This window comes from Pseudomonas fragariae (ex Marin et al. 2024) (assembly GCF_059621105.1).
Genome location: NZ_CM184369.1, coordinates 701,978 through 722,526, shown reverse-complemented (window position 1 = coordinate 722,526; position 20,549 = coordinate 701,978). Strand labels below are relative to the sequence as shown.

The 20,549-nt window shown below is 58.6% G+C and carries 21 protein-coding genes; 7 read left to right on the top strand and 14 right to left on the bottom strand.

Annotated features, from left to right (window positions below):
• Positions 1–8: 8 nt before the first annotated feature.
• The 9 genes from AC54XV_RS03150 to AC54XV_RS03110 form a co-directional block, all read right to left on the bottom strand.
• Positions 9–614, bottom strand: coding sequence for a hypothetical protein (locus AC54XV_RS03150; RefSeq protein WP_011266517.1), 606 nt, complete (start codon positions 612–614; stop codon positions 9–11).
• Positions 611–2,386, bottom strand: coding sequence for a hypothetical protein (locus AC54XV_RS03145; RefSeq protein WP_496717846.1), 1,776 nt, complete (start codon positions 2,384–2,386; stop codon positions 611–613). The genes AC54XV_RS03150 and AC54XV_RS03145 overlap by 4 nt, the downstream gene beginning before the upstream one ends.
• Positions 2,387–2,388: 2 nt before the next feature.
• Entirely contained in the window at positions 2,389–2,709 is a 321-nt protein-coding gene (locus tag AC54XV_RS03140) for a hypothetical protein (RefSeq protein WP_024638275.1), read from the bottom strand.
• On the bottom strand, positions 2,706–3,437 hold the full coding sequence (locus tag AC54XV_RS03135) for a glycosyltransferase family 2 protein (protein WP_024638276.1): 732 nt from the start codon (positions 3,435–3,437) through the stop codon (positions 2,706–2,708). Before AC54XV_RS03135 ends, AC54XV_RS03140 begins: the two co-directional genes overlap by 4 nt.
• On the bottom strand, positions 3,434–4,072 hold the full coding sequence (locus AC54XV_RS03130; RefSeq protein ID WP_024638277.1) for an HAD family hydrolase: 639 nt from the start codon (positions 4,070–4,072) through the stop codon (positions 3,434–3,436). The genes AC54XV_RS03135 and AC54XV_RS03130 overlap by 4 nt, the downstream gene beginning before the upstream one ends.
• 7 nt (positions 4,073–4,079) lie before the next feature.
• Positions 4,080–4,694 (bottom strand): PI-PLC domain-containing protein, encoded by a 615-nt coding sequence (locus tag AC54XV_RS03125; RefSeq protein WP_496717843.1) that lies wholly within the window; start codon positions 4,692–4,694, stop codon positions 4,080–4,082.
• A gap of 1 nt (position 4,695) precedes the next feature.
• Positions 4,696–5,457, bottom strand: coding sequence for a glycosyltransferase family 2 protein (locus tag AC54XV_RS03120; RefSeq protein WP_024640889.1), 762 nt, complete (start codon positions 5,455–5,457; stop codon positions 4,696–4,698).
• A gap of 66 nt (positions 5,458–5,523) precedes the next feature.
• Entirely contained in the window at positions 5,524–6,228 is a 705-nt protein-coding gene (locus tag AC54XV_RS03115) for an ABC transporter ATP-binding protein (RefSeq protein ID WP_024640888.1), read from the bottom strand.
• On the bottom strand, positions 6,225–7,001 hold the full coding sequence (locus AC54XV_RS03110; RefSeq protein ID WP_024640887.1) for an ABC transporter permease: 777 nt from the start codon (positions 6,999–7,001) through the stop codon (positions 6,225–6,227). The genes AC54XV_RS03115 and AC54XV_RS03110 overlap by 4 nt, the downstream gene beginning before the upstream one ends.
• 315 nt (positions 7,002–7,316) lie before the next feature.
• Here AC54XV_RS03110 and yghU point away from each other — a divergent pair, with 315 nt between their 5' ends.
• The 7 genes from yghU (at position 7,317) to AC54XV_RS03075 (ending at position 15,197) form a co-directional block, all read left to right on the top strand.
• Complete coding sequence (yghU, locus tag AC54XV_RS03105) at positions 7,317–8,159, top strand: glutathione-dependent disulfide-bond oxidoreductase (RefSeq protein WP_024650738.1); 843 nt, start codon at positions 7,317–7,319, stop codon at positions 8,157–8,159.
• A 202-nt stretch (positions 8,160–8,361) separates the two neighbouring features.
• The gene (locus AC54XV_RS03100; protein WP_011266508.1) at positions 8,362–9,378 is read left to right on the top strand and encodes a PDDEXK nuclease domain-containing protein; all 1,017 of its coding nucleotides are present in this window, start codon (positions 8,362–8,364) and stop codon (positions 9,376–9,378) included.
• A 79-nt stretch (positions 9,379–9,457) separates the two neighbouring features.
• The gene (metC, locus tag AC54XV_RS03095; RefSeq protein ID WP_103754814.1) at positions 9,458–10,624 is read left to right on the top strand and encodes a cystathionine beta-lyase; all 1,167 of its coding nucleotides are present in this window, start codon (positions 9,458–9,460) and stop codon (positions 10,622–10,624) included.
• Between the two features lie 102 nt (positions 10,625–10,726).
• Positions 10,727–10,972: an exodeoxyribonuclease VII small subunit gene (locus AC54XV_RS03090; RefSeq protein WP_002551852.1), complete on the top strand. Its 246-nt coding sequence runs from the start codon at positions 10,727–10,729 to the stop codon at positions 10,970–10,972.
• The gene (locus AC54XV_RS03085) at positions 10,969–11,856 is read left to right on the top strand and encodes a polyprenyl synthetase family protein (RefSeq protein ID WP_096126988.1); all 888 of its coding nucleotides are present in this window, start codon (positions 10,969–10,971) and stop codon (positions 11,854–11,856) included. The genes AC54XV_RS03090 and AC54XV_RS03085 overlap by 4 nt, the downstream gene beginning before the upstream one ends.
• A 161-nt stretch (positions 11,857–12,017) precedes the next feature.
• A complete protein-coding gene (dxs, locus tag AC54XV_RS03080) occupies positions 12,018–13,910 on the top strand; it encodes a 1-deoxy-D-xylulose-5-phosphate synthase (RefSeq protein ID WP_053275870.1) in 1,893 nt (630 codons plus the stop codon).
• A gap of 72 nt (positions 13,911–13,982) precedes the next feature.
• The gene (locus AC54XV_RS03075; protein WP_024638286.1) at positions 13,983–15,197 is read left to right on the top strand and encodes an AGE family epimerase/isomerase; all 1,215 of its coding nucleotides are present in this window, start codon (positions 13,983–13,985) and stop codon (positions 15,195–15,197) included.
• A 35-nt stretch (positions 15,198–15,232) separates the two neighbouring features.
• Here the strand turns inward: AC54XV_RS03075 and AC54XV_RS03070 are convergent, their stop codons facing one another.
• The 5 genes from AC54XV_RS03070 to AC54XV_RS03050 form a co-directional block, all read right to left on the bottom strand.
• Positions 15,233–15,997 carry an SDR family oxidoreductase gene (locus tag AC54XV_RS03070; RefSeq protein ID WP_024638287.1) on the bottom strand — a complete coding sequence of 255 codons (765 nt, stop codon included), beginning with the start codon at positions 15,995–15,997 and terminating at the stop codon, positions 15,233–15,235.
• Positions 15,998–16,717: 720 nt separating this feature from the next.
• A complete protein-coding gene (locus AC54XV_RS03065; protein WP_004407872.1) occupies positions 16,718–17,434 on the bottom strand; it encodes an ABC transporter ATP-binding protein in 717 nt (238 codons plus the stop codon).
• The gene (locus AC54XV_RS03060; RefSeq protein ID WP_003317225.1) at positions 17,431–18,306 is read right to left on the bottom strand and encodes an ABC transporter ATP-binding protein; all 876 of its coding nucleotides are present in this window, start codon (positions 18,304–18,306) and stop codon (positions 17,431–17,433) included. The genes AC54XV_RS03065 and AC54XV_RS03060 overlap by 4 nt, the downstream gene beginning before the upstream one ends.
• The gene (gene livM / locus AC54XV_RS03055) at positions 18,303–19,616 is read right to left on the bottom strand and encodes a high-affinity branched-chain amino acid ABC transporter permease LivM (RefSeq protein ID WP_060400210.1); all 1,314 of its coding nucleotides are present in this window, start codon (positions 19,614–19,616) and stop codon (positions 18,303–18,305) included. The genes AC54XV_RS03060 and livM overlap by 4 nt, the downstream gene beginning before the upstream one ends.
• 2 nt (positions 19,617–19,618) lie before the next feature.
• Positions 19,619–20,533 (bottom strand): ABC transporter permease subunit, encoded by a 915-nt coding sequence (locus tag AC54XV_RS03050; RefSeq protein WP_011266504.1) that lies wholly within the window; start codon positions 20,531–20,533, stop codon positions 19,619–19,621.
• Positions 20,534–20,549: the final 16 nt, after the last annotated feature.

The window sequence follows — 20,549 nt, the reverse complement described above, 5'->3', positions numbered from 1 at the left end:
CAGATCGGTCAATGGGATCTTGCAACACGCCGAAAGACGCGCAGAGCAACACGCCGTATTCGACGCAGAATGCCCGCCAGCAATGGAAGACTTATCAGTACTCGCTCAAGACGAGTGACCATCAATAACCTTCTGATCTGAACGGAACGGGCTGAGGCGGTTGTGCTTGCCGGCAAATTGTTGAACGACGCATTGAGGGTTCGCGAATAAATGCCCAGATGCATGGCGGGCACCATGATCACGAGGTTTCGCTTTCGCAGCCTCGCGCTCAGATAGTTGTAACGAGCAATTTTCTGGATGAAGTCCATGCAGGTAGCCGAGTCATGCTGGCCAAAATCAATCAGCACCCAGTCGCTTTCGACTTTATCCATGTGCCGGGCAATTCTGTTCGCCACAATGCCGCTCAAACCATTGTCGTGAAGAAAATCCTCCAGGCTGAACAGGGCGTGTTCCGTCGGTAGATCGCTGACGGGCAGTTCGCTCAGGTTGTAGCGGTCATCAATCACAAGCACGGGAACGGTCTTTCTGTGCTCGTGCTGAATGTGCGCCAGCTGACAGATCAACTGATGACTGGAGGGGCTGGGGCTCAGATGAGAAACGACGAATACCTTCACTTCGCCCCCTGGATGTAGGACTTGAAAGGTGTGGAGTTGTAGACGGCCTTCACAGCAGCCCACAGGCTTTCAAAATAGAAGATTTTCCCGTTATTTCTGTACACACGAATCGCAGAAATCAGAATGCCGGGGAGCGAAAGAAGATTGTGGTGAAAGTAGTCATCCTGCTGGCGGACGAACCAGGTCTGCGTACTGCGTTGACGCAACATATTGCGTACCTCACAGCTTTGCGTGATCAGCGTCTGTTTGGCCAGCACAGGGTCTGTGAGGAAGCGATTGACCAGAAACTCCTGACGGGTTTCTGTCAATTGGTCGAACAGCATGAGCCTCTCGAAGTCGGCGAGAAATTCTCTGACTGCGTCGATATCATTTCTGAAGCTGGACTGCTGGGCCACGCGATCGATCAGTTCGACCCAGACTCGAACAGAGATGCGATCAAGACCGGTAGGAATGACAACCGCCGATGGATTGGCCAGGTATTTGTCCCCGAACTGTTGCAGTCTGGCCAATGCGGCCTCGGCAGACAGATTGAAAAGAGGTTTCTTTTGAAGCAGGGACACATAGCAAGGCCCGGACACCTCAAGGCGCCCGTTAGCCGATTCGACTGAGCCCTTGCCACCCAGCAGCGCCCGGGAGGTCACCGACTGAGTGATACCAAAAGGGTTGATCCGATTTGGAATACCTGCCCGGGATGCGCGTAGTGCATGCTCGATGTCTTCGTATTCCACCCAGTGCAGGGACTCGTCCAGCGGGCAGGCATTCCAGACATCCTTGCGACAAATGTAGAGGCTGCCTGTCGGGTAGCTGGCGTCGCTGTTGTAGCGCATCGGGCTGGCGAAACAGAACCCGGTCCGGTCGACGTCCGGGAATATTGACGGCGCAATGGACTGAGCATTACCGCTGGTGCGGTGCAGCCCCAGCAGCCCCTGAGCGACCTCGTCCATGGCCATGCCGTAATCCGAGTAGCGACGCGGGTGCATGCTGATTCGGTTATCGAAGAACATGCTTTGCAAGGTCATCAACGGATAGCGCGGGCCAAAGCGGCGGACAACTTCCCCGAAGTGTTTTGGCAGAAAGACGCGGTCATGCAGGATCACCAGATTGCTGTGTCTGGCCTCCAGCGCGAGACGGTTTTTCTTCTTGCAGATCTGCACGGGCGGGGCAGTGATGTCCTCCCCCACGATGCGGACCTTGTCGAAATAGACGAAATTACTTCCCGGTGTGCCGCACAGCAGTATCTCCTTGTGCGGGATGTCAATTTCCAGAATGCGCTTCACGACGGCATTGAGAACGGTGGCGTCGCCTGGACCGACAGGAATGCCGAAGGTCCAGCTGTCGAGATCATCGTTAGATTCCGCAGTCAGCCTGGATACTTTCCTGTAAGTGACCGAGTTGGCCGAACGCGCAATCACCTTGAGTGATCCCGCAAAGTAATCACGATCCAGATAACACTCGATAGGCGTGTCTTCGATGACCGTTATTTTTTCGCCAACATTCAGAAAGTGCGCACCGTCCCACAGCAACAGGGGTGCCAGCGGCGAATCACTCTGGACACCATAAAAACAGTAGCTACCCGCCCCATACAGACACAACGGACGCTGTGCGGCATGCAGTTTCCTGATCACCCGTTCAGGCTTGCGAAACGGATGCGCGCGGAACGAGATGAAGCTGGAACACTCATGGGGCAGCAGTAGCCCCACCGGGAGGCTGCGCAGATTGCCAGCCGCTATGTAACCGAGGCCTGGGTGATGCTGCAGATGGGTCGTTTTCATGGTCAGACGACGTACTTGTCAGCAAGCGCACCCGGCACCTTCACGACAACGGTGGTCGCATCGGTGAGCGCTTCGAACGCCGTGATGTCGCCCGGTTCCAGAACGATGATGTCGCCGGCATGCCAGACCTGATCGCGCATGTTGACCGACCCGGCAATGAGCAAGGTTATTTCGGTGGCGACCTTGTGGTAATGAGCCGCTTCCTTTTCACCTGCCTTGTAGGTCTTGACCCCGACCTCACAGGACTCGGTACTGAAAACTGCAGGTTCGAATCCGCCCACGAACCAGCCTTTGACCATGTCTTCCAGTCTGGCCGTTTTCATCGCATTTCTCCTGCTTCGAAAGCGTGGAGCTGACTGTCGGTTTTCAGTGGCCGGTACTGATTGGGTTCGATCCGGTAGGCGCCGATCCTCTTCTGCAACAGCACCAGCTCATTGAGGGCGGGAGCTATGTAGAAATTGTCGTTGACCCTGGCGTCCTTGCGAATCATCTCCTTGGCCGCCGATACGAACAGCGAGCCGGACTTGAACCAGTACACACCTGCAATGGCGTTTGAGCTGATCGGATTTTTTTCGGCAGCTTCTATAACCCGGCAGTCGCTATCCAGGCGCGCGAATGAATAACGAGGGTGCAGAGAATTGAAGATGACCACTCCGGCATCCTCATGGCTTTGCCGAAACGTGCGCACTACATCCTGCAGCTCGATATCCAGGAAGTCGCTGACACTGAGAATCAGCAATTCGTCATCGTTGTCGATTTCTTCGCTCGCCAGAAGCGCCGTGCACGCCGCGCCCCGGGTGACGTTGTGAACCGCTAGAACACTGGCCGACGGGTGCATCTGCGGGAGCATGCTGCGAAGGTGCAGCCGGGCGATATCGTGGTTCGAGAATGTGCAGATCATCCTGCGCGGCTGAAGTACCGCACAGTTGTCTATCAGTGTATGAATCAGTGGCTTGCCGTTGTATTCGCACAGGTAGTGCGGGTACTCGCCCTCATCGTGCAGCGCCTCTGACTGCCTGCCGGTCAGAAGGATGATATTCAACGCGCTCACAGGACAGCCGCCTTGTCGAAGTTGATCTGTTCGACTTTGCCAAGAATGTTATTGAGGTTTACGTCGCAGGTTTCAGCCACGACCAGAACATGTGCGCCTGAGTCTCTGGCGGCCTTGATGCCATTCTCGTTGTCCTCGACGATGAGGCATTCTTCAGGCCGAAGACCCAGTTGGCTGATGGCCTTGGTATAAATGTCCGGCGCTGGCTTGGCATGCCTGACGTCTTCATTGGAGAGGCGCAGATCGAGGTATTGGTCGAGATCTGCCCTGTTCATCATGACCTCCACGGTGTTGCGGATGGAGTTGGACGCCACTGCCAGCTTGTAACCCAGCGTTTTCAGTGACGACAACGCGTACTGATGCACAAAGGTCGGTTTGCACTGGGCGTAAACGATCTCCATGGTGTACTGCTGCTTCATCTCGTTGATGAAGGCGTGCAAGGCAACCGGCAGGTCGCGTTCGACACTCAGCATGTCGAGTTTGCGCGAGGTGGGCAGACCGTCGTAGGCGGTGAGGTGTTCGTGGCGACTGATGTTGTAACCGAACAGGCTGAGCGCTTTGTTCAGTGCGTCGTAATGCCATTCTTTGGCGTCGATAAGGACACCGTCCATATCGAAAATCACTGCCTTGATCATGATTGCCTCACGTGAAGAAAGTGGCTGCGTCTGCGGGAAGATCAGTGCACAGCGTCAAACGGTCCTGCGACCTGAACTCGAGCAATTGCTGCCACAGGGCGTCATGATCACGCCCGTGCAATTCGGGTGACACCACACAAATTCGCTTGCCCAGGGAAAGAAGATCGCCAATGACCTGGTTGGAGAACCACTCACCCTCAAAACCGTCAAGCCAGACGCCGGCTGCCTGTTCGAGCCAGGCTGGCGACGGCTCAACATCGCTGAGACGGGTGTAAGTGGTGAGGTTGGCGTTGAGGTAACTGCGCATGTCCGGCACCGCCATATCGAAGGTGAACCAGTTGGTATGGCCGTAACGGGCGAAGGTTGCAGCGAGAGCCTGTGCCAGGCCATCCGCCTTGACGTTGATGGCCAGAGGCAGGTTGCGGCCCGCCATGATGTCGAGCAGGCCATCCAGCGTCAGCTCGCCGCCCGCGGGCATGTCGTGGGAAATGACCAGTTGGCCCGCCACATCACGGACATCGGTTTCGGTGCCGAAGCCAAGGTCGAATGATCGATGAAAAGCTTCGGGCAGATTGCGCTCCGGCTTTTGCAGCCAATAGCCGCGATGGCTGATGATCTGCATCTCAGGCCTCTTTTCCCGAGGCTGCCTGCCTGCTCAGCGGCAACGACAGGAACTGGTTGAGGTCTGCCGGGATGCCCAGGCCATACATGCCATGACCTTCTGCACCAATGCTGTAATGAATGACCTTGGCGCCCTGCCCGATGAGCTCGTTGTAAACCGGTGCGACATAGAACTCGCCATTGACGCGAAGATCTTTCGCGACCATCGCCTCGATGGCCGATATCAGTTGACCTGCGCGGCGAAAGTTATAGATGCCGACAGTGGCCTCGTCAGAGATAACCTCTTTTTCCACCACACGGTCGATCAGGCCTGCTGCACCGAAGCCCACGAAAGACCATTTCGGATCGTTGGCTTTCATGGTCATGATCAAACCCTCTGCATCGCTCTCGTTCATTGCCTGCAGATAGGCGTTTATATCCACATCGACGTACTGGTCGCTGTTGGCGATCATCACTTGCTGGCTGTCGTCGAGCAGGTGTCTTGCTGCATACACCGAGCACGCAGCGCCCCCGGTCAGGCCGCCGAGTTCGACGACCTCGCAGCCGGGCGCCCAGGCATTCAGTTTTTCCCTCAGCCCGTAACGGGCGACCTGTTCCGCCTGACAGATAAAGATGAATCTGTGCGGGCACTCCGGCGTCAGGTTGTCGATCACGACCTTGATCATCGGTACACCATGTACAGGGATCAACGGTTTGGGATCGGTGTAGCCCGCAACCGCAAAGCGACTCCCGGCCCCGGCCATCGGAACGATAATTTGCAACATGGAAATACCTTTATGAATTGAGTGATGGCCAAGTTGACTGGAAGCATGGCATCGCGAAACAATGAATCAGTAATAACCGTGCTCGGTCATCAGGCCACGCTCAAGCGTCAAGTAACGCTGGCAAAACTCTTTACCTTCTTCTACTGCGTGGGTAACAAGAATCAAGGCCATCCCGTCATCCTGCATCATGCGAATTCGTTCGTGGCATTTGCGCTTGAAGTCTTCGTCACCTACCGCAAGTACTTCGTCAGCCAGTAATGTCTGAGGCTCGACATGAACGGCGACTGAAAAACCCAGCCTCATGTACATGCCAGACGAATAGTTCTTTACCGGTGTATCGATGAAGTTTCCCAACCCGGAAAAATCGACAATTTCATTAAAGCGCGAACGCACTTCCTTGTTACTCAATCCAAACAGACTGGCATTGAGGTAGATATTTTCCTCGCCGGTCAGTTCAGGGTGAAAACCCACCCCTATTTCGATTAGCGGTGCTACCCGGCCCACGCTGGTCAGACGCCCACTGGTCGGCAAAAGAATGCGTGAAACCAGTTGCAACAAGGTACTTTTACCTGAACCGTTATGCCCCACCAGTGCAAGCGACTCGCCTTTGTGCAAGGTGAACGATACATCGCTGACTGCCGTGAATGTTTCGGCACGTTCACGATATCGAGCGTCAAACAGCCCGAGAAACTTCTTCTTCAAACCGCCCCTGTTGTGGCGCAGAACAAACTGTTTGGTGAGGTTTTCTGCCTTGATGACGACGCGACTCATAAATACTCCACCACGCTGTCCACCTTCCTGAACATGAACAACCCCACCAGCAGCGACGCGGCGCCCATGAACACGCACAGCAGCAGATCACGGGGCTCTGGAACGACTCCGGCATGCAGAATGCTGGTAAAGCTGTTGAAGTACAGACCTATCGGGTTATAGGCCGCAATGTTGGCGATACCGACGGGCAGCGATGAGCTCACCCATACAATGGGTGTGAGCCAGAACAACAAGGGTAGAAACACGTCGATGAAGTGCTTGGCATCCCGTACGGTGACCTGGATGACACTGAGTGCCAGACCAACGCCCATGATCAATGCCATGAACGCGATCAGCACAATCGGATAAAACAACAGCGCACGCGAAAAGACGCCGCCGAGCACGGCAAATAATGATGCATAGACGAGCATGCAGCCGGCCCAGAAAACAACGATTGCCAGTGCCCCGGAAATGGGTAGCAACAGACGGGGAAACCGCAACTTTCGAATGAGGTTGCCGTTATTGATCAGCCACTCTCCGCTTTGCGAAACAATTTGTGCCAGAAGCATCCAGTGGACGATACCTGTCACCAGGTGCAGCGCAAAGCGGTCCTGACTACTGGGCAGAATATACGTGAACACCGTGTAATACGTGAGCGTGACAACCAGCGGATTGCCCAATGACCAGATAAAGCCCAATGTTGCGCCCATGTAGCGGATTTTTATTTCCTTGATGACAAGATTAATGATCAGGTCGCGCCACTTCATCACGCCAGGGCTGCAAAAAGACGGCATACGGTATCCAGCTATTAATGGGAAAATCAGAGAGAGCAACTTTGACAACCAGGATCATGAATGGATAACCTTATGATCCTCGTGCTGCGAACACATATTCTCTTCTTTTACCTGGCTACAGCTATAGGACGACGCCTTAGTTGCCGTAGGAATATTCCACAAACTCCCAAAGGTAGCGAAATGGGCCACTCGCTGCCTCGCTACACTCGTTCACGATCGCAAGGCACTTCCCAGCCCGTACGTTGATCTATAACGTCTATGGTCCTTTGCAACACGACCGGTCCAGCGAACACCCTTGAACAAGCGAGGCTCCTCATGACCCAAACGTCCTACACCCCGCCGAAGGTCTGGCAGCAGGAAACAAAAGCGGGCGGCACGTTCGCCAGCATCAACCGGCCCGTCGCCGGCCCCACGCACGACAAGGCGCTGCCGGTCGGCAAGCACCCGCTGCAGCTTTATTCACTGGCCACCCCCAACGGTGTGAAAGTCACGATCATGCTCGAAGAGCTGCTGGCGCTCGGGCACAGCGGTGCGGAATACGATGCCTGGCTGATCCGTATCTCCGAGGGCGATCAGTTCTCCAGCGGTTTTGTCGAGATCAATCCCAATTCCAAGATCCCGGCATTGCTGGATCGAAGCCATGAAACACCTGTTCGGGTATTCGAGTCCGGCTCTATCCTGCTGTACCTGGCCGAAAAGTTTTCCAGCTTCCTGCCCGCCGACCCGGCAGGCCGAACCGAAACGCTGAACTGGCTGTTCTGGCAGATGGGCGCTGCGCCGTATCTGGGTGGTGGTTTCGGGCATTTCTATGCCTACGCGCCGGAGAAACTCGAATACCCCATCAATCGGTTCGCGATGGAGGCCAAGCGCCAACTCGATGTGCTGAACCGTCGCCTGGGCGAGCACCGCTACCTGGCCGGCGACACCTACACGATTGCCGATATCGCGGTCTGGCCATGGTATGGCGCACTGGTGCAGAACAAGGTGTACTCGGCTGCCGAATTCCTTTCGGTACACGAATACCCGAACCTGATTCGCTGGACAGAAGAAATCGCCGCACGCCCGGCGGTGATCAAAGGCCAGAAGGTCAATCGCACCTGGGGCGAAGAAGCCGATCAGGTTCCAGAGCGGCATCAGGCGTCCGACCTGGATAAATAAGGCACACGTCAAGTCCTTCGCGGACAGAAACCTGATGCTACAAACCCACAGGAAACTCTGGAACAGAACGTCCTGATCTGCACGTAAAGTAGCCGACCTTAGCCACCGCCCAAGGAGGCGCCTTTATGAGCCGAACAACTGTTCTTCCAGACTTTCGCTTGCAATCGCCCATCAGGTTGCCACGCAGTGGAGTACTTTCAGTATGAGTACTCCCAACACACCGCATACGCCTGTACATGATCGCTTTGATGAAGTGCTCGCCATGATACGGAGCGCTCGACAGCAGGCCGCACAGGCGGTGAACACCCAATTGATCGAGCTTTACTGGCAAGTCGGCGCCTACATCAGTCGCAAGCTTGAAAACGCTGAATGGGGTGACGCGGTGGTCACCCAGCTTGCCGAGCATCTGGCCACCACCCAGCCAGGGCTGCGTGGTTTTACGCGCAGCAACCTCTTTCGCATGCGTCAATTCTATGAGATTTACCGTGCAGAAGAGAAAGTCGCGCCACTGGCGCGACAATTATCCTGGTCACACAACCTGATCATTTTCAGCCAGAGCAAGCGTCCTGAAGAACGCGAGTTCTACCTGAAAATGGCAACTCAGGAAAGGTGGTCAAAACGCGAACTTGAGCGCCAATTCAAGAACGCTCTATTCGAGCGCACTGTCACCCAGCCAGCCAAAGCCTCGGCGATGCTCAAGGAAACCCGGCCGGCCGCACTGGATATATTCCGTGATGCCTACATGGTGGAGTTTCTGGAGCTGCCACCGGGGCACGCCGAAGCGGACCTGCATGGCGGCTTGTTGAAACGCCTGAGGGACTTTCTGATCGAGCTAGGCCGCGATTTCTGTTTTGTCGGCTCCGAGTACGCGTTGCAGGTCGGCGGCCAGGACTTTGCTCTGGATCTGCTGTTTTTCCATCGAGGCCTCAACTGCCTCGTTGCCATTGAGCTCAAGGTCGGCCGCTTTGAGCCCGAATACCTTGGCAAGCTGGACTTCTATCTGGAGGCGCTGGACCGCAACGAACGCAAACCCCATGAAAACCCGGCCATTGGCGTTTTACTCTGCGCCAGCAAAAACGACGAAGTCGTCGAGTACGCTCTGAACCGCTCGCTTTCACCCGCGTTGATTGCCGAGTACCAGACCCGCCTGCCGGACAGACAGTTACTGCAAGCGAAACTGCATGAATTCTACGCAAGCGCTGTGTTGAACGATCAGTGATACCTGCCAGGCGCACGATGCATTACGCTTGCGGGCACCTGAGCCGCAGCCTGCAAGCCTTTTCCACCCGGAGCCTCCAATGCCGCAAGACAAAGACCCTCGCGCCCACACCGCCCTGTCGCAAAGCGGCCGCAGTGCCAGCAGCGGGCCCGGGATTGCGGTCAACCCACCCGTCGTGCGCCTCAGTACGGTGCTGTTCGACAGTCTGGAAAGCTTGCGGCAGGCGGAAATTCGCACCACGGAGCCGGAGCGCTCGTTGACTTACGGCGCCAACGGCAACCCGACTGCGTTTGCCTTGCAGGACCTGATCTCCGAGCTCGAAGGCGCACACGGCACCTGCCTGTACCCGACCGGGCTGGCCGCAGTGGCACAGATGTTTCAATCGTTTCTGCGCCCAGGCGATCATGTCCTGATCACCGAATCGGTCTATGGCCCTGTTCGACGGCTGGCGAAAACCATGCTGACCGCCTTCGACATCCAGTTCGACTTCTACGCGGCCGACGGCAGTAACGTGGAATCGCTGATCAAGGCCAACACCCGGATGATCTATGCCGAGGTGCCCGGCTCGCTGACATTCGACATGTGTGACCTGCCCGCTCTGTCGCAGCTGTGCAAAGCAAGGAATCTGCTGCTGGCTGTGGATAACTCTTGGGGCTCGGGGGTGCTGTACAAGCCGCTGGCGCTGGGCGCGGACATTTCGCTGATGGCCCTGACCAAGTACGTGGCCGGCCATTCCGACGTCATGATGGGCAGCGTCAGCACCACCGAAGCGCATTGGCATACCCTGAAAACCATGAACACCGCCGTGGGCAATACCGTCAGCCCCGACGATGCCTATCTGGTGCTGCGTGGTGCCCGCAGCCTGGCGGCGCGCATGGCCATGCATGAGCGCCATGCGCTGCAGATCGCACAATGGCTGCAGGCCCAGCCTCAGGTTGCCCGCGTGCTCTATCCCGCTTTGCCGGACGATCCGGGCCACGCCATCTGGAAGCGCGATTTCCATGGCTGCAACGGCTTGCTCAGTTTCGAATTCAACACCGCTGACCGGCAAGTGCTGGATCGCTTTACCGGCGCGTTGAAACTGTTCGGCATCGGCTATTCCTGGGGTGGTTTTGAAAGCCTGATCACGGAAGTGGAACAACACGGTCCCGAGCGCGGTGCAGGGCCGATGCTGCGGCTGCAGGTCGGCCTGGAAAGCCCGGAAGACCTGATCGCAGACCTGCGCAACGGATTCGCGGCAGAGTGACCCCGGCAGCCGCTTGAAGAGCGCGGCTCCGTCGCCGCAATTTGCCCAGACGCCATCGCTCTGCTAGTGTCGCGCGGTTTAACCTCTACCGGAAATGCCCTCATGGCCCGCAAGAAAGCTGCACTGGATTTCGAACAGTCACTCGCTGATCTGCAAGCGCTGGTAGAGCGGCTGGAGAATGGCGAGTTGTCGCTGGAAGACTCCCTGACCGCCTTCGAGCAAGGTGTACGCCTGACCCGCGACTGCCAGAGCGCCCTCACCCAGGCCGAGCAGAAGGTTCAGGTGCTGCTGGAGCGCGATGGCGAGCTGAGCGAAGAGCCGTTCGACGATGCGGAACTCCCCGAATGATCGCGAGCTATCAAGCGCAAAGCCAGACTCGCGTCAACGCAGCACTCGACGGGCTGTTCAAGGCTCCGGGCCCTGAGCTCGAACGCCTCTACCAAGCCATGCGCTACAGCGTGATGAACGGCGGCAAGCGCGTGCGCCCGCTGCTCGCGTATGCCGCCTGCGAAGCACTGGGCGGTGTAGCCGAGGATGCCAACGGCGCCGCCTGTGCCGTTGAACTGATTCATGCCTATTCGCTGGTACATGACGATTTGCCGGCAATGGACGACGACGACCTGCGTCGCGGTCAGCCGACCACGCACAAGGCCTTCGATGAAGCCTGCGCGATCCTCGCCGGTGACGGCCTGCAAAGCCTGGCTTTCACGGCCCTGCTCGCCCCTCACCTGACGTCACGCGATGCCGAGACGCGTCTGCAGATGGTCACGGCCCTCGCGACTGCGGCCGGACCGGCGGGCATGGTGGGTGGTCAGGCTATCGATCTGGGTTCAGTGGGGCTGAAGCTCGATCGGGCCGCGCTGGAATACATGCATCGCCACAAGACCGGCGCATTGATCGAAGCCAGCGTCCGGCTTGGCGCACTGGCCAGCGGTCACGCCGATCAGCCGCGCCTCGATGCTCTGCAGGTCTACGCGCGGGCAATCGGCCTGGCGTTTCAGGTTCAGGACGACATTCTCGATGTCGAAAGCGATACCGCGACCCTCGGCAAGCGTCAGGGCGCCGACATCGCCCGCGACAAGCCGACCTACCCGGCGCTGCTGGGCCTGGAAGCGGCCAAACACTACGCACTGGAACTGCGTGATCAGGCGCTGCAAGCGCTGAGCCCGTTCGATGCCGCCGCAGAGCCGTTGCGCCAGCTGGCACGCTACATCGTCGAACGTCGCCACTGATCACTGTCACCGGACCGGAAAATCCGCTGAATCAACCACGCTTCATCGTGGTCTCAGTCATTACACATGTCAGTCGGCAGATCATCCGCCGACTCACTTCATGGGCAGCGTACGATGCATAAGGTAAACTGCCGCCTCTTTTACTTATAACGATTCGCCTGATGCCCACGACGTTCAAAGAGATCCCCCGCGAGCGCCCGGTCACGCCGTTGCTCGACCGAGCCGATACCCCGCACGGCCTGCGCCGTCTGGGCGAAGCCGAGCTGGAAACCCTGGCCGATGAACTGCGCCTGGAATTGCTGTATTCCGTTGGCCAGACCGGAGGGCATTTTGGTGCCGGCCTCGGGGTCATCGAGCTGACCATCGCGCTGCATTACGTTTTCGACACCCCGGACGACCGTCTGGTGTGGGACGTGGGTCATCAAGCCTATCCGCACAAGATCCTCACCGGCCGTCGTGCGCGCATGTCCACCCTGCGCCAGAAGGAAGGGGTTGCCGCCTTTCCGCGTCGCAGTGAAAGCGAGTACGACACCTTTGGTGTCGGGCACTCCAGCACCTCGATCAGCGCCGCGCTGGGCATGGCGATTGCCTCGCGCCTGCAGGGCAGCGAGCGCAAATCGATTGCCGTGATCGGCGACGGCGCGCTGACTGCCGGTATGGCCTTCGAAGCGCTGAACCACGCGCCGGAAGTGGCCGCCGACATGCTGGTCATTCTCAACGACAACGACATGTCAATCTCGCGCAATGTCGGCGGGCTGTCGAACTACCTGGCCAAGATTCTTTCCAGCCGCACCTACAGCAGCATGCGTGAAGGCAGCAAAAAGGTGCTTTCGCGCCTGCCCGGTGCCTGGGAAATCGCGCGGCGTACCGAAGAATACGCCAAAGGCATGCTGGTCCCGGGCACGCTCTTCGAAGAGCTGGGCTGGAACTACATCGGTCCTATCGACGGCCACGACCTGCCGACCCTGATCGCCACGCTGCGCAACATGCGTGACCTGAAGGGCCCTCAGTTTCTGCATGTGGTGACCAAGAAGGGCAAGGGGTTTGCGCCGGCCGAAGTCGATCCGATCGGCTATCACGCCATTACCAAGCTCGAGCCGCTGAATGCGCCTGCCGCGCAGAAAAAGATCAGCGCACCGAAATACTCCGGCGTGTTCGGCCAGTGGATCTGTGACATGGCCGACGCTGACGCACGGCTGGTCGGCATCACGCCCGCGATGAAGGAAGGTTCGGATCTGGTCGCGTTCAGCGAACGCTTCCCCGAGCGCTACTTCGATGTGGCCATCGCCGAACAACACGCAGTGACCCTGGCGGCCGGTATGGCGTGCGAAGGCAGCAAGCCGGTGGTGGCGATCTATTCGACCTTCCTGCAGCGTGGCTACGATCAGCTGATTCACGACGTCGCAGTACAGAACCTCGACGTGCTGTTCGCCATCGACCGCGCCGGACTGGTGGGCGAAGACGGCCCGACTCACGCGGGCAGCTTCGACCTCTCCTACCTGCGCTGCATCCCCGGCATGCTGGTGATGACGCCGAGCGATGAAAACGAGCTGCGCAAGCTGCTCAGCACCGGTTACCTGCATACCGGCCCTGCAGCAGTGCGCTACCCACGCGGCACCGGCCCTAACGCGGTGATCGAGGCCGATCTTGAACCGGTCGAGATCGGCAAGGGCATTGTGCGGCGTCAGGGCCAGGGCGTTGCGATACTGGCGTTCGGCGTGCAACTGGCCGAAGCGCTGGTGGTGGCCGAGAAGCTCGACGCGACGGTGATCGACATGCGTTTCGTCAAGCCACTGGACGAAGCCCTGGTCAGCGAAGCTGCCGCCAATCACGAGTTGCTGGTCACACTGGAAGAAAACGCCGTCATGGGCGGTGCCGGTGCTGCAGTCAGCGAGTTCCTGGCACGCGCCAATATCCTCAAGTCGGTATTGCACCTGGGGCTGCCGGATGTCTACGTCGAGCATGCCAAGCCTGCGCAGATGCTCACCGAGTGCGGCCTGGATGCCCAAGGGATCGAAGCCGCGATCAATGAACGACTGGCGCTGATTGGCTGACTGCCAGAGGTTCCTCACGCGCCTGGCGTGAGGAACGATCATCACCCGCCCTCGTGCAGCAATCCTGATAACATGCTGCGCACCTCGACACTGCCGCGATGCCAGCCGATGCCTCATGTGACCCGCTCCGCCTCCACGCCTGAATTGACCTCGCTGTTCGCCGCCCTGCAGCAGCACTTCATGCAGGTCGTCGTTCCGCTGTGGCAGGGGCCTGGCTGGAACGCACAACTGGCATTGCCCTACGAAGCACTCGACGCCAGTGATCAACCGTTACCGCCGCAACGCTATCGCGCCATGGCCTGTGCGCGTCAGCTGTTTCTGTTTTCCAGCCTCATCGATCACGCGCAAGTGCCGGATGCACGGGCGCGGGCCGGTGAATTGTTCCGTTCCCTGCAACAGCACTTCCACGATGCCGAGCATGGCGGCTGGTTCTACAGCATTGATCCACAAGGCAAGCCGCTGGATCGCCGCAAGGACCTCTACACCCACGCCTTCATTATCTTTGCCTGCGCCCATTACTGGGCGAACGTGCAGGACCCGCTGGCAGAGTCGGTGCTCAACGCAGCGCTCAACGTTGTGGCAGAACGCTTTGCCGACGACGACGGGCTGTACGAGGCGCAGCTCGCTGAGGACTGGTCGGTATTGGGTACCGGACCGTTGCAAAACCCCTTGATGCATCTGGCAGAGGCGTTTCTGGCTGCCCTGTCGGTGCGTGCCGACCCTGCCACGCAGGCGGCACTGGACGCACTGGTTATCCACATGCAGCGCCGTTTCGTCGATACCGCAACCGGCGTGATGCTGGAGAAGCCTCTGGGCGCTGTGGATAACTGGTACGAGCCAGGGCATCAGTTCGAATGGTTCTTTCTGCTGCAATCGTCGCCGGAACTGCACGGGCGCGAGCTGCATGAATCCATGACCCGCGCGTTCGCCTACGCTCAGGCGCAGGGCGTCGATCCACACAGCGGCGCTGTGACGGCGATGCTGGCGCTCGATGGTACGGTACGCGATGCCACCCAGCGTATCTGGGCCCAGGCGGAATACCTGCGGGCCATGGCCCTGCGCCCGGACTGCGAAGCGGCCTTGACCCAGCAGTTGTCGGCCTTCGAGCAGCGCTTTCTGCATGCCAGGGGCTGGAACGAGTGCGTCGAGCCCGATGGCAGGGTCAGCCGCAGCGACATGCCGTCGACCACGCCCTACCACCTGGCGACCTGCTACATCGGCCTGGCAGATTTCGTCGAAAATCGCTTCGTCAGTGCATTCCCGCCGCCAACACCCGCAGACAGCTGATCGGGCCGCAGCTGCGCGGCCCGATCAGCAATCAATCAACCGCGGTTGCGATCAATCGCAAAGCCGGCCCAGGTCTGGCTGACAGGCATCAGTTCCAGGCTGTTGATGTTGACGTGCGCGGGTGTGTTCATGATCCAGAAGATGGTGTCGGCGATGTCCTGAGGCTGAATCGGCTCGGCACCTGCGTAGGTGGCGTCGTACTTGGCCTGATCACCGCCGAAACGCACCAGCGAAAACTCGCTCTCGCACAGCCCCGGCTCAAGGTTGGTGACGCGCACGCCGGTGCCGATCAGGTCGTTGCGCAGGTTCAGCGAGAACTGCCCGACAAAGGCCTTGGTGCCACCGTAGACGTTGCCGCCCGGATACGGGTAGTTACCGGCGACCGAACCCAGGTTGACGATGCTCGCGCCGCGACCGTGCGCGATCAGACGCGGCAGCAGCAGACGCGTGGTGTACACCAGACCTTTGACGTTGGTGTCGATCATGGTGTCCCAGTCATCCAGATCGCACTTGGGCGCAGGATCGATTCCCAGCGCCAGACCGGCATTGTTGATCAGCCCGCGAATGCTGCCGAACTCTTCAGGCAAACCTGCGATGGCGCTCTCCATCGCCTTGCGGTCACGTACATCCAGCACCAGCGTATGCACCTTGGTCTGCTTCGACAGCTCGGCGCTCAAGGTATCCAGGCGGTCCTTGCGTCGACCGGTCAGCACCAGCGACCAGCCCGCCTCGGCGAAACGACGGGCACACGCCTCGCCAAAACCGGAAGTGGCGCCCGTGATGAATACAGTGGAAGTCATTTCATTCTCCTGACATGGCGCAAAAACAGCGCTGCCTGTTAATAAGTTTCTGGCAAGGGCAGCAGAATGCCCGTCAGCGGGACATCGATGCAACAACCGAGTGTATTTGTACAAAAAACAACCAACCCGGAGCGGGCCATGCGCTACGGGCCTCACAGGCACTTTTGCCCACCTTATCCACAGTCAGACCCACAATCTCTGGGGGCAAGTCAGGTACGCTGAACATCACGTGTTTCGGGGCCTGCAGCGTATCAGGCGAAGTTTTTTCCTTGACTTTGCCCGAGACCGCCAAGGGGTCGCCAAGCGTCAGAAAACAGTGATGGCCTGTAGCCCAGACCCCATAACGTCCGGGGCAGTCTTTCCAAGGCTTGTTAACAGACTTATCCACAGGCTGTTCGCCTGTAAAGCCTGTATGAACGACCAGCCCGGATGCTGTTGACAAATGCCCCGTCACGTCGGCCGAAAACCTCTGTACGAAATTTGATCATTCTTCTGCAGGCCTTATGCATAAAGGGCTGCAGGTAAATACTCCCAAGTTATTAACAGCCGGTTCCACAGTAAACCTGAACAAGTCAAAACGGTGACAAAACAACCGTTTGCAGCGGTTTTATGTCGCACTTATCAGACGCGCCAAAATTGTTTTCCACAATTGCAGACGACCGCGCCCCGGATGTTTGAGCATCCGGGGCGCGCGACGAAAACGGCAGGGTTTTGACGAACTCAGTGCCCGCCCAGATAAGCGTTCCTTACCTCTTCATTTACCAGCAATTCCTGCCCCGTGCCGGACAGGCGAATCTCGCCATTGACCATGACATAGGCCCGGTCGGACAGCTTGAGCGCATGGTTGGCGTTCTGCTCGACCAGAAATATCGTCATGCCCGTGGCTGCCAGTTCACGCAGGGTCGAGAAGATCTGTTTGACGATGATCGGGGCCAGACCCAGGCTTGGCTCATCGAGCAGCAGCAATTTCGGACGACTCATCAGCGCACGGGCGATGGCGAGCATTTGCTGCTCGCCTCCGGACATGGTCATGGCGCGCTGATTGCGGCGCTCCTTGAGCCTGGGGAACAGCTCGAACATGCGCTGCATGTCTTCGGCCGAATGCTTGTCGCCAATCGGAATGGTGCCCATCATCAGGTTTTCTTCGACCGACATGTCGGGAAAGACCCGCCGTCCCTCCGGCGACTGCGCAATGCCGTTGGAGGCGATGTAATGCGAGGACTTCTGGGTGATGTCGGTGCCCTGATAGATGATCTGCCCGCTGGCCGCGCGCGGCTGACCGAAGATCGACATCAGCAGCGTGGACTTGCCCGCGCCGTTGGAGCCGATCAGGCTCACCGTTTCACCCTCATTGATGTGCAGCGAGACTTTCTTCAGGGCCTGAATCGGCCCGTAAAACACATCGATCTCTTTCAGTTCGAGGATCGGCTTGCTCATACCAGCTCCTCTTCATCAGCGCCCAGATACGCGGCGATCACCTTCGGATCGTTACGGATCTGTTCCGGCCCGCCCATCGCAATCACGTTGCCATGGTCGAGCACCACAATATCGTCGGAAATCCCCATGACCATGCCCATGTCGTGCTCGATCAGCACAATGGTCATGTCGTGCTCGTCACGCAGCAGGCGGATCATGCCGCTGAGTGCCTCGGTTTCCTGCGGGTTGAGACCGGCAGCCGGCTCATCCAGGCAGATCACCTGCGGCCGCGTGCACATGGCTCGCGCAATCTCCAGACGGCGCTGCTGCCCGTAGGACAACTCGCCAGCCAGACGGTTGGCGCAGTCCACCAGATCGACCACCTCCAGCCAGTAGAACGCGGTGTTCAGCGCATCCTCTTCGGCCTTGCGATAGCCCCTGGTATTCAGAATCCCGCTGATCAGGCTGCGGTTGACCCACATGTGCTGGGCGACCAGCAGGTTTTCGACGACTGACATTTCCTTGAACAGGCGAATGTTCTGGAACGTGCGCGCCAGCCCTGCCCTGTTGACCAGATGGGTGCCGCCGAACATCTTGTAGTACACCCGGCTGAGGAAGCTTTTCGGCGACACGAAGTCGGTCGCCTGGAACGGTTCGCCCAACAGCCTGATCACGTTGGTGGTCTTGCCACGAGTGTGCAGTTCGATGCGCCCGCCAGTGGCCTTGTAGAAACCGGTCAGGCAGTTGAAGACCGTGGTCTTGCCTGCACCGTTGGGGCCGATCAGGGCGAAGATCGAATTGCGCCGGACCTTGAGGCTGACGTCGCTGAGGGCCTTGATGCCGCCAAAGTGCATCATCAGGTGCTCGACGGAGAGAATCACTTCAGTGCTCATCGCGCAGCCCTCTCTGTCACCAGCGCGCCCTTGCGCGGTTTTACCCCGGTGCGGCTGATGCGAATCAGGCCGCGTGGTCGCCAGATCATCATCAGCACCATCAGAATCCCGAACAGCAGCACGCGGTATTCGGAGAAGCTGCGCAGCAGTTCAGGCGCAACGGTCAGCACGAACGCGGCGATCACTACACCGACAGTCGAGCCCATGCCGCCCAGCACCACGATCGCCAGAATCAGCGCCGACTCGAAAAAGGTGAATGAAGTCGGGTTGACGAAGCCCTGATAGCTGGCGAAAAACACTCCGGCAAGGCCTGCGGTCGACGCACCGATGGTGAACGCCGACAGCTTGACCAGCACATGATTGAGGCCCATCGAACGACAGGCGATCTCGTCCTCGCGCAAGGCTTCCCAGGCACGCCCGATCGGCATGCGGGTCAGGCGATGCTTGATGAACAGCACCGCCAGCACGACTAGAAACAGCACGGTGTAGATGAAGATGAATTTCAGGTCCGGGTTGTAATCGAAGCCGAAATATTCATGGATCGGCACCCCGCCGTCCTTGGCGCGTCGGCCGAATTCCAGCCCGAGGAAGGTGGGCGCCGGCACCGGCACACCGTTCGGGCCGCCGGTGAACGACAGCCAGTTATTCAACACCAGGCGAATGATCTCGCCGAACCCGAGCGTCACAATGGCCAGATAGTCGCCATGCATGCGCAACACCGGGAAGCCGAGAATGCACCCGGCCAGCGCCGCCGCGATCGCCGCCAGCGGCAAGGCCGACCAGAAGCCCAGGCCCAGATACTGATAGCCCAGCGCCAGACCATAAGCACCGATGGCGTAAAACGCCACGTAGCCAAGATCGAGCAGCCCCGCCAGACCGACCACGATGTTCAGCCCCAGGCCCAGCAGCACGTAGATCAGACCGAGGATGACCACGGTCAGAATGTACTTGTTGGCGAAGATCGGGAACACGATGGCAATCACGATCAGCAGCGGAATGACCCAGTACAGGCTCGATCGATGATCCGGTTTGAGTACATGCACGCCGGAGTCGGAGCTTTCGAAGCTCTGGGAAACACGCAGGCCTCTGGGTGTTTGCAGAAACAGACTGATCAAAAAGCGACCGATCATGACCACGCCCACCAGCCAGGCCACGCGCGTCGGTTGCAGGTTGAAGCTGTAGCCATCGAGCACGATCCCGACAATGGGGCCGAATACGATCAGCGCCAGCAACCCGGCGACTACGGCATCGATCAGACTCTTCTTGATTTCGACAGGTTTGGAAACAGGAACAGCAACAGGAGCGGACATACTTATACCTTCGCCACGAGTGGGCGACCCAGAAGGCCTTGGGGACGGAAAATCAGGATCAGCACCAGCAGGCCGAAACTGAACACGTCTTTGTAATCGGAGTTGATCAGACCGGAGAACTGCGACTCGGCAACCCCCAGGATCAAGCCGCCCAGCATGGCACCCGGCAACGAGCCGATCCCGCCCAGCACGGCGGCAGTAAACGCCTTGATGCCGATGATGAAGCCGGCATAGAAGTCGAACGTGCCGTAATTCATGGTGATCAGCACACCGGCCAGTGCCGCCATGGCAGCGCCGATGATGAACACATAGGAAATGACCCGGTCGGTGTTGATGCCGAGGATCGAGGCCATCTTGCGGTCTTGCTGGGTGGCCCGGCACATGCGGCCCAGCTTGGTGTACTTGATGATGTAGGTCAGCACGCCCATGCCGACGAAGGCGGCAATGAGGATGAAGATCTTGGTGTAGGTGATCTGCACGAAGCCGCTGCCGACCTCGAAGCGCCACGCGCCTTCAAGCAGCGTAGGCACGCCTTGCTGGCGCGCGCCCTGGCTGATCTGTGCATAGTTCTGCAGGATCAGGGAAATGCCGATAGCGCTGATCAGCGGTGCCAGGCGGGTCGAGTTGCGCAGCGGCTTGTACGCCACACGCTCGATGACGAAGCCGTAAACCCCGGTGACCACAATGGTGAACACCAGCGTACCGAGAATCAGGAACGGAAAGGATTCCACGCCGAAGAACGACAGAACCGCGAGGCCGATGGCGGCCAGGTAGGCGGAAATCATGTACACGTCGCCATGGGCGAAGTTGATCATGCCGATGATGCCGTAGACCATCGTATAACCGATGGCGATGAGGCCGTAGACAGACCCGAGAGTGAGTCCGTTGACCATTTGTTGCAGGAAGATTCCATCCATCACGCACGCTCACACA

Coding starts and splice junctions, on each gene's coding strand:
- AC54XV_RS03140 (WP_024638275.1), bottom strand. CDS start 2,709: ATGAAAACGGCCAGACTGGAAGACATGGTCAAAGGCTGGTTCGTGGGC.
- AC54XV_RS03085 (WP_096126988.1), top strand. CDS start 10,969: ATGATCGCGAGCTATCAAGCGCAAAGCCAGACTCGCGTCAACGCAGCA.
- metC (WP_103754814.1), top strand. CDS start 9,458: ATGCCGCAAGACAAAGACCCTCGCGCCCACACCGCCCTGTCGCAAAGC.
- yghU (WP_024650738.1), top strand. CDS start 7,317: ATGACCCAAACGTCCTACACCCCGCCGAAGGTCTGGCAGCAGGAAACA.
- AC54XV_RS03050 (WP_011266504.1), bottom strand. CDS start 20,533: ATGGATGGAATCTTCCTGCAACAAATGGTCAACGGACTCACTCTCGGG.
- AC54XV_RS03070 (WP_024638287.1), bottom strand. CDS start 15,997: ATGACTTCCACTGTATTCATCACGGGCGCCACTTCCGGTTTTGGCGAG.
- AC54XV_RS03110 (WP_024640887.1), bottom strand. CDS start 7,001: ATGCCGTCTTTTTGCAGCCCTGGCGTGATGAAGTGGCGCGACCTGATC.
- AC54XV_RS03125 (WP_496717843.1), bottom strand. CDS start 4,694: ATGCAGATCATCAGCCATCGCGGCTATTGGCTGCAAAAGCCGGAGCGC.
- AC54XV_RS03120 (WP_024640889.1), bottom strand. CDS start 5,457: ATGTTGCAAATTATCGTTCCGATGGCCGGGGCCGGGAGTCGCTTTGCG.
- dxs (WP_053275870.1), top strand. CDS start 12,018: ATGCCCACGACGTTCAAAGAGATCCCCCGCGAGCGCCCGGTCACGCCG.
- AC54XV_RS03065 (WP_004407872.1), bottom strand. CDS start 17,434: ATGAGCAAGCCGATCCTCGAACTGAAAGAGATCGATGTGTTTTACGGG.
- livM (WP_060400210.1), bottom strand. CDS start 19,616: ATGTCCGCTCCTGTTGCTGTTCCTGTTTCCAAACCTGTCGAAATCAAG.
- AC54XV_RS03075 (WP_024638286.1), top strand. CDS start 13,983: ATGCTGCGCACCTCGACACTGCCGCGATGCCAGCCGATGCCTCATGTG.
- AC54XV_RS03145 (WP_496717846.1), bottom strand. CDS start 2,386: ATGAAAACGACCCATCTGCAGCATCACCCAGGCCTCGGTTACATAGCG.
- AC54XV_RS03115 (WP_024640888.1), bottom strand. CDS start 6,228: ATGAGTCGCGTCGTCATCAAGGCAGAAAACCTCACCAAACAGTTTGTT.
- AC54XV_RS03100 (WP_011266508.1), top strand. CDS start 8,362: ATGAGTACTCCCAACACACCGCATACGCCTGTACATGATCGCTTTGAT.
- AC54XV_RS03060 (WP_003317225.1), bottom strand. CDS start 18,306: ATGAGCACTGAAGTGATTCTCTCCGTCGAGCACCTGATGATGCACTTT.
- AC54XV_RS03130 (WP_024638277.1), bottom strand. CDS start 4,072: ATGATCAAGGCAGTGATTTTCGATATGGACGGTGTCCTTATCGACGCC.
- AC54XV_RS03090 (WP_002551852.1), top strand. CDS start 10,727: ATGGCCCGCAAGAAAGCTGCACTGGATTTCGAACAGTCACTCGCTGAT.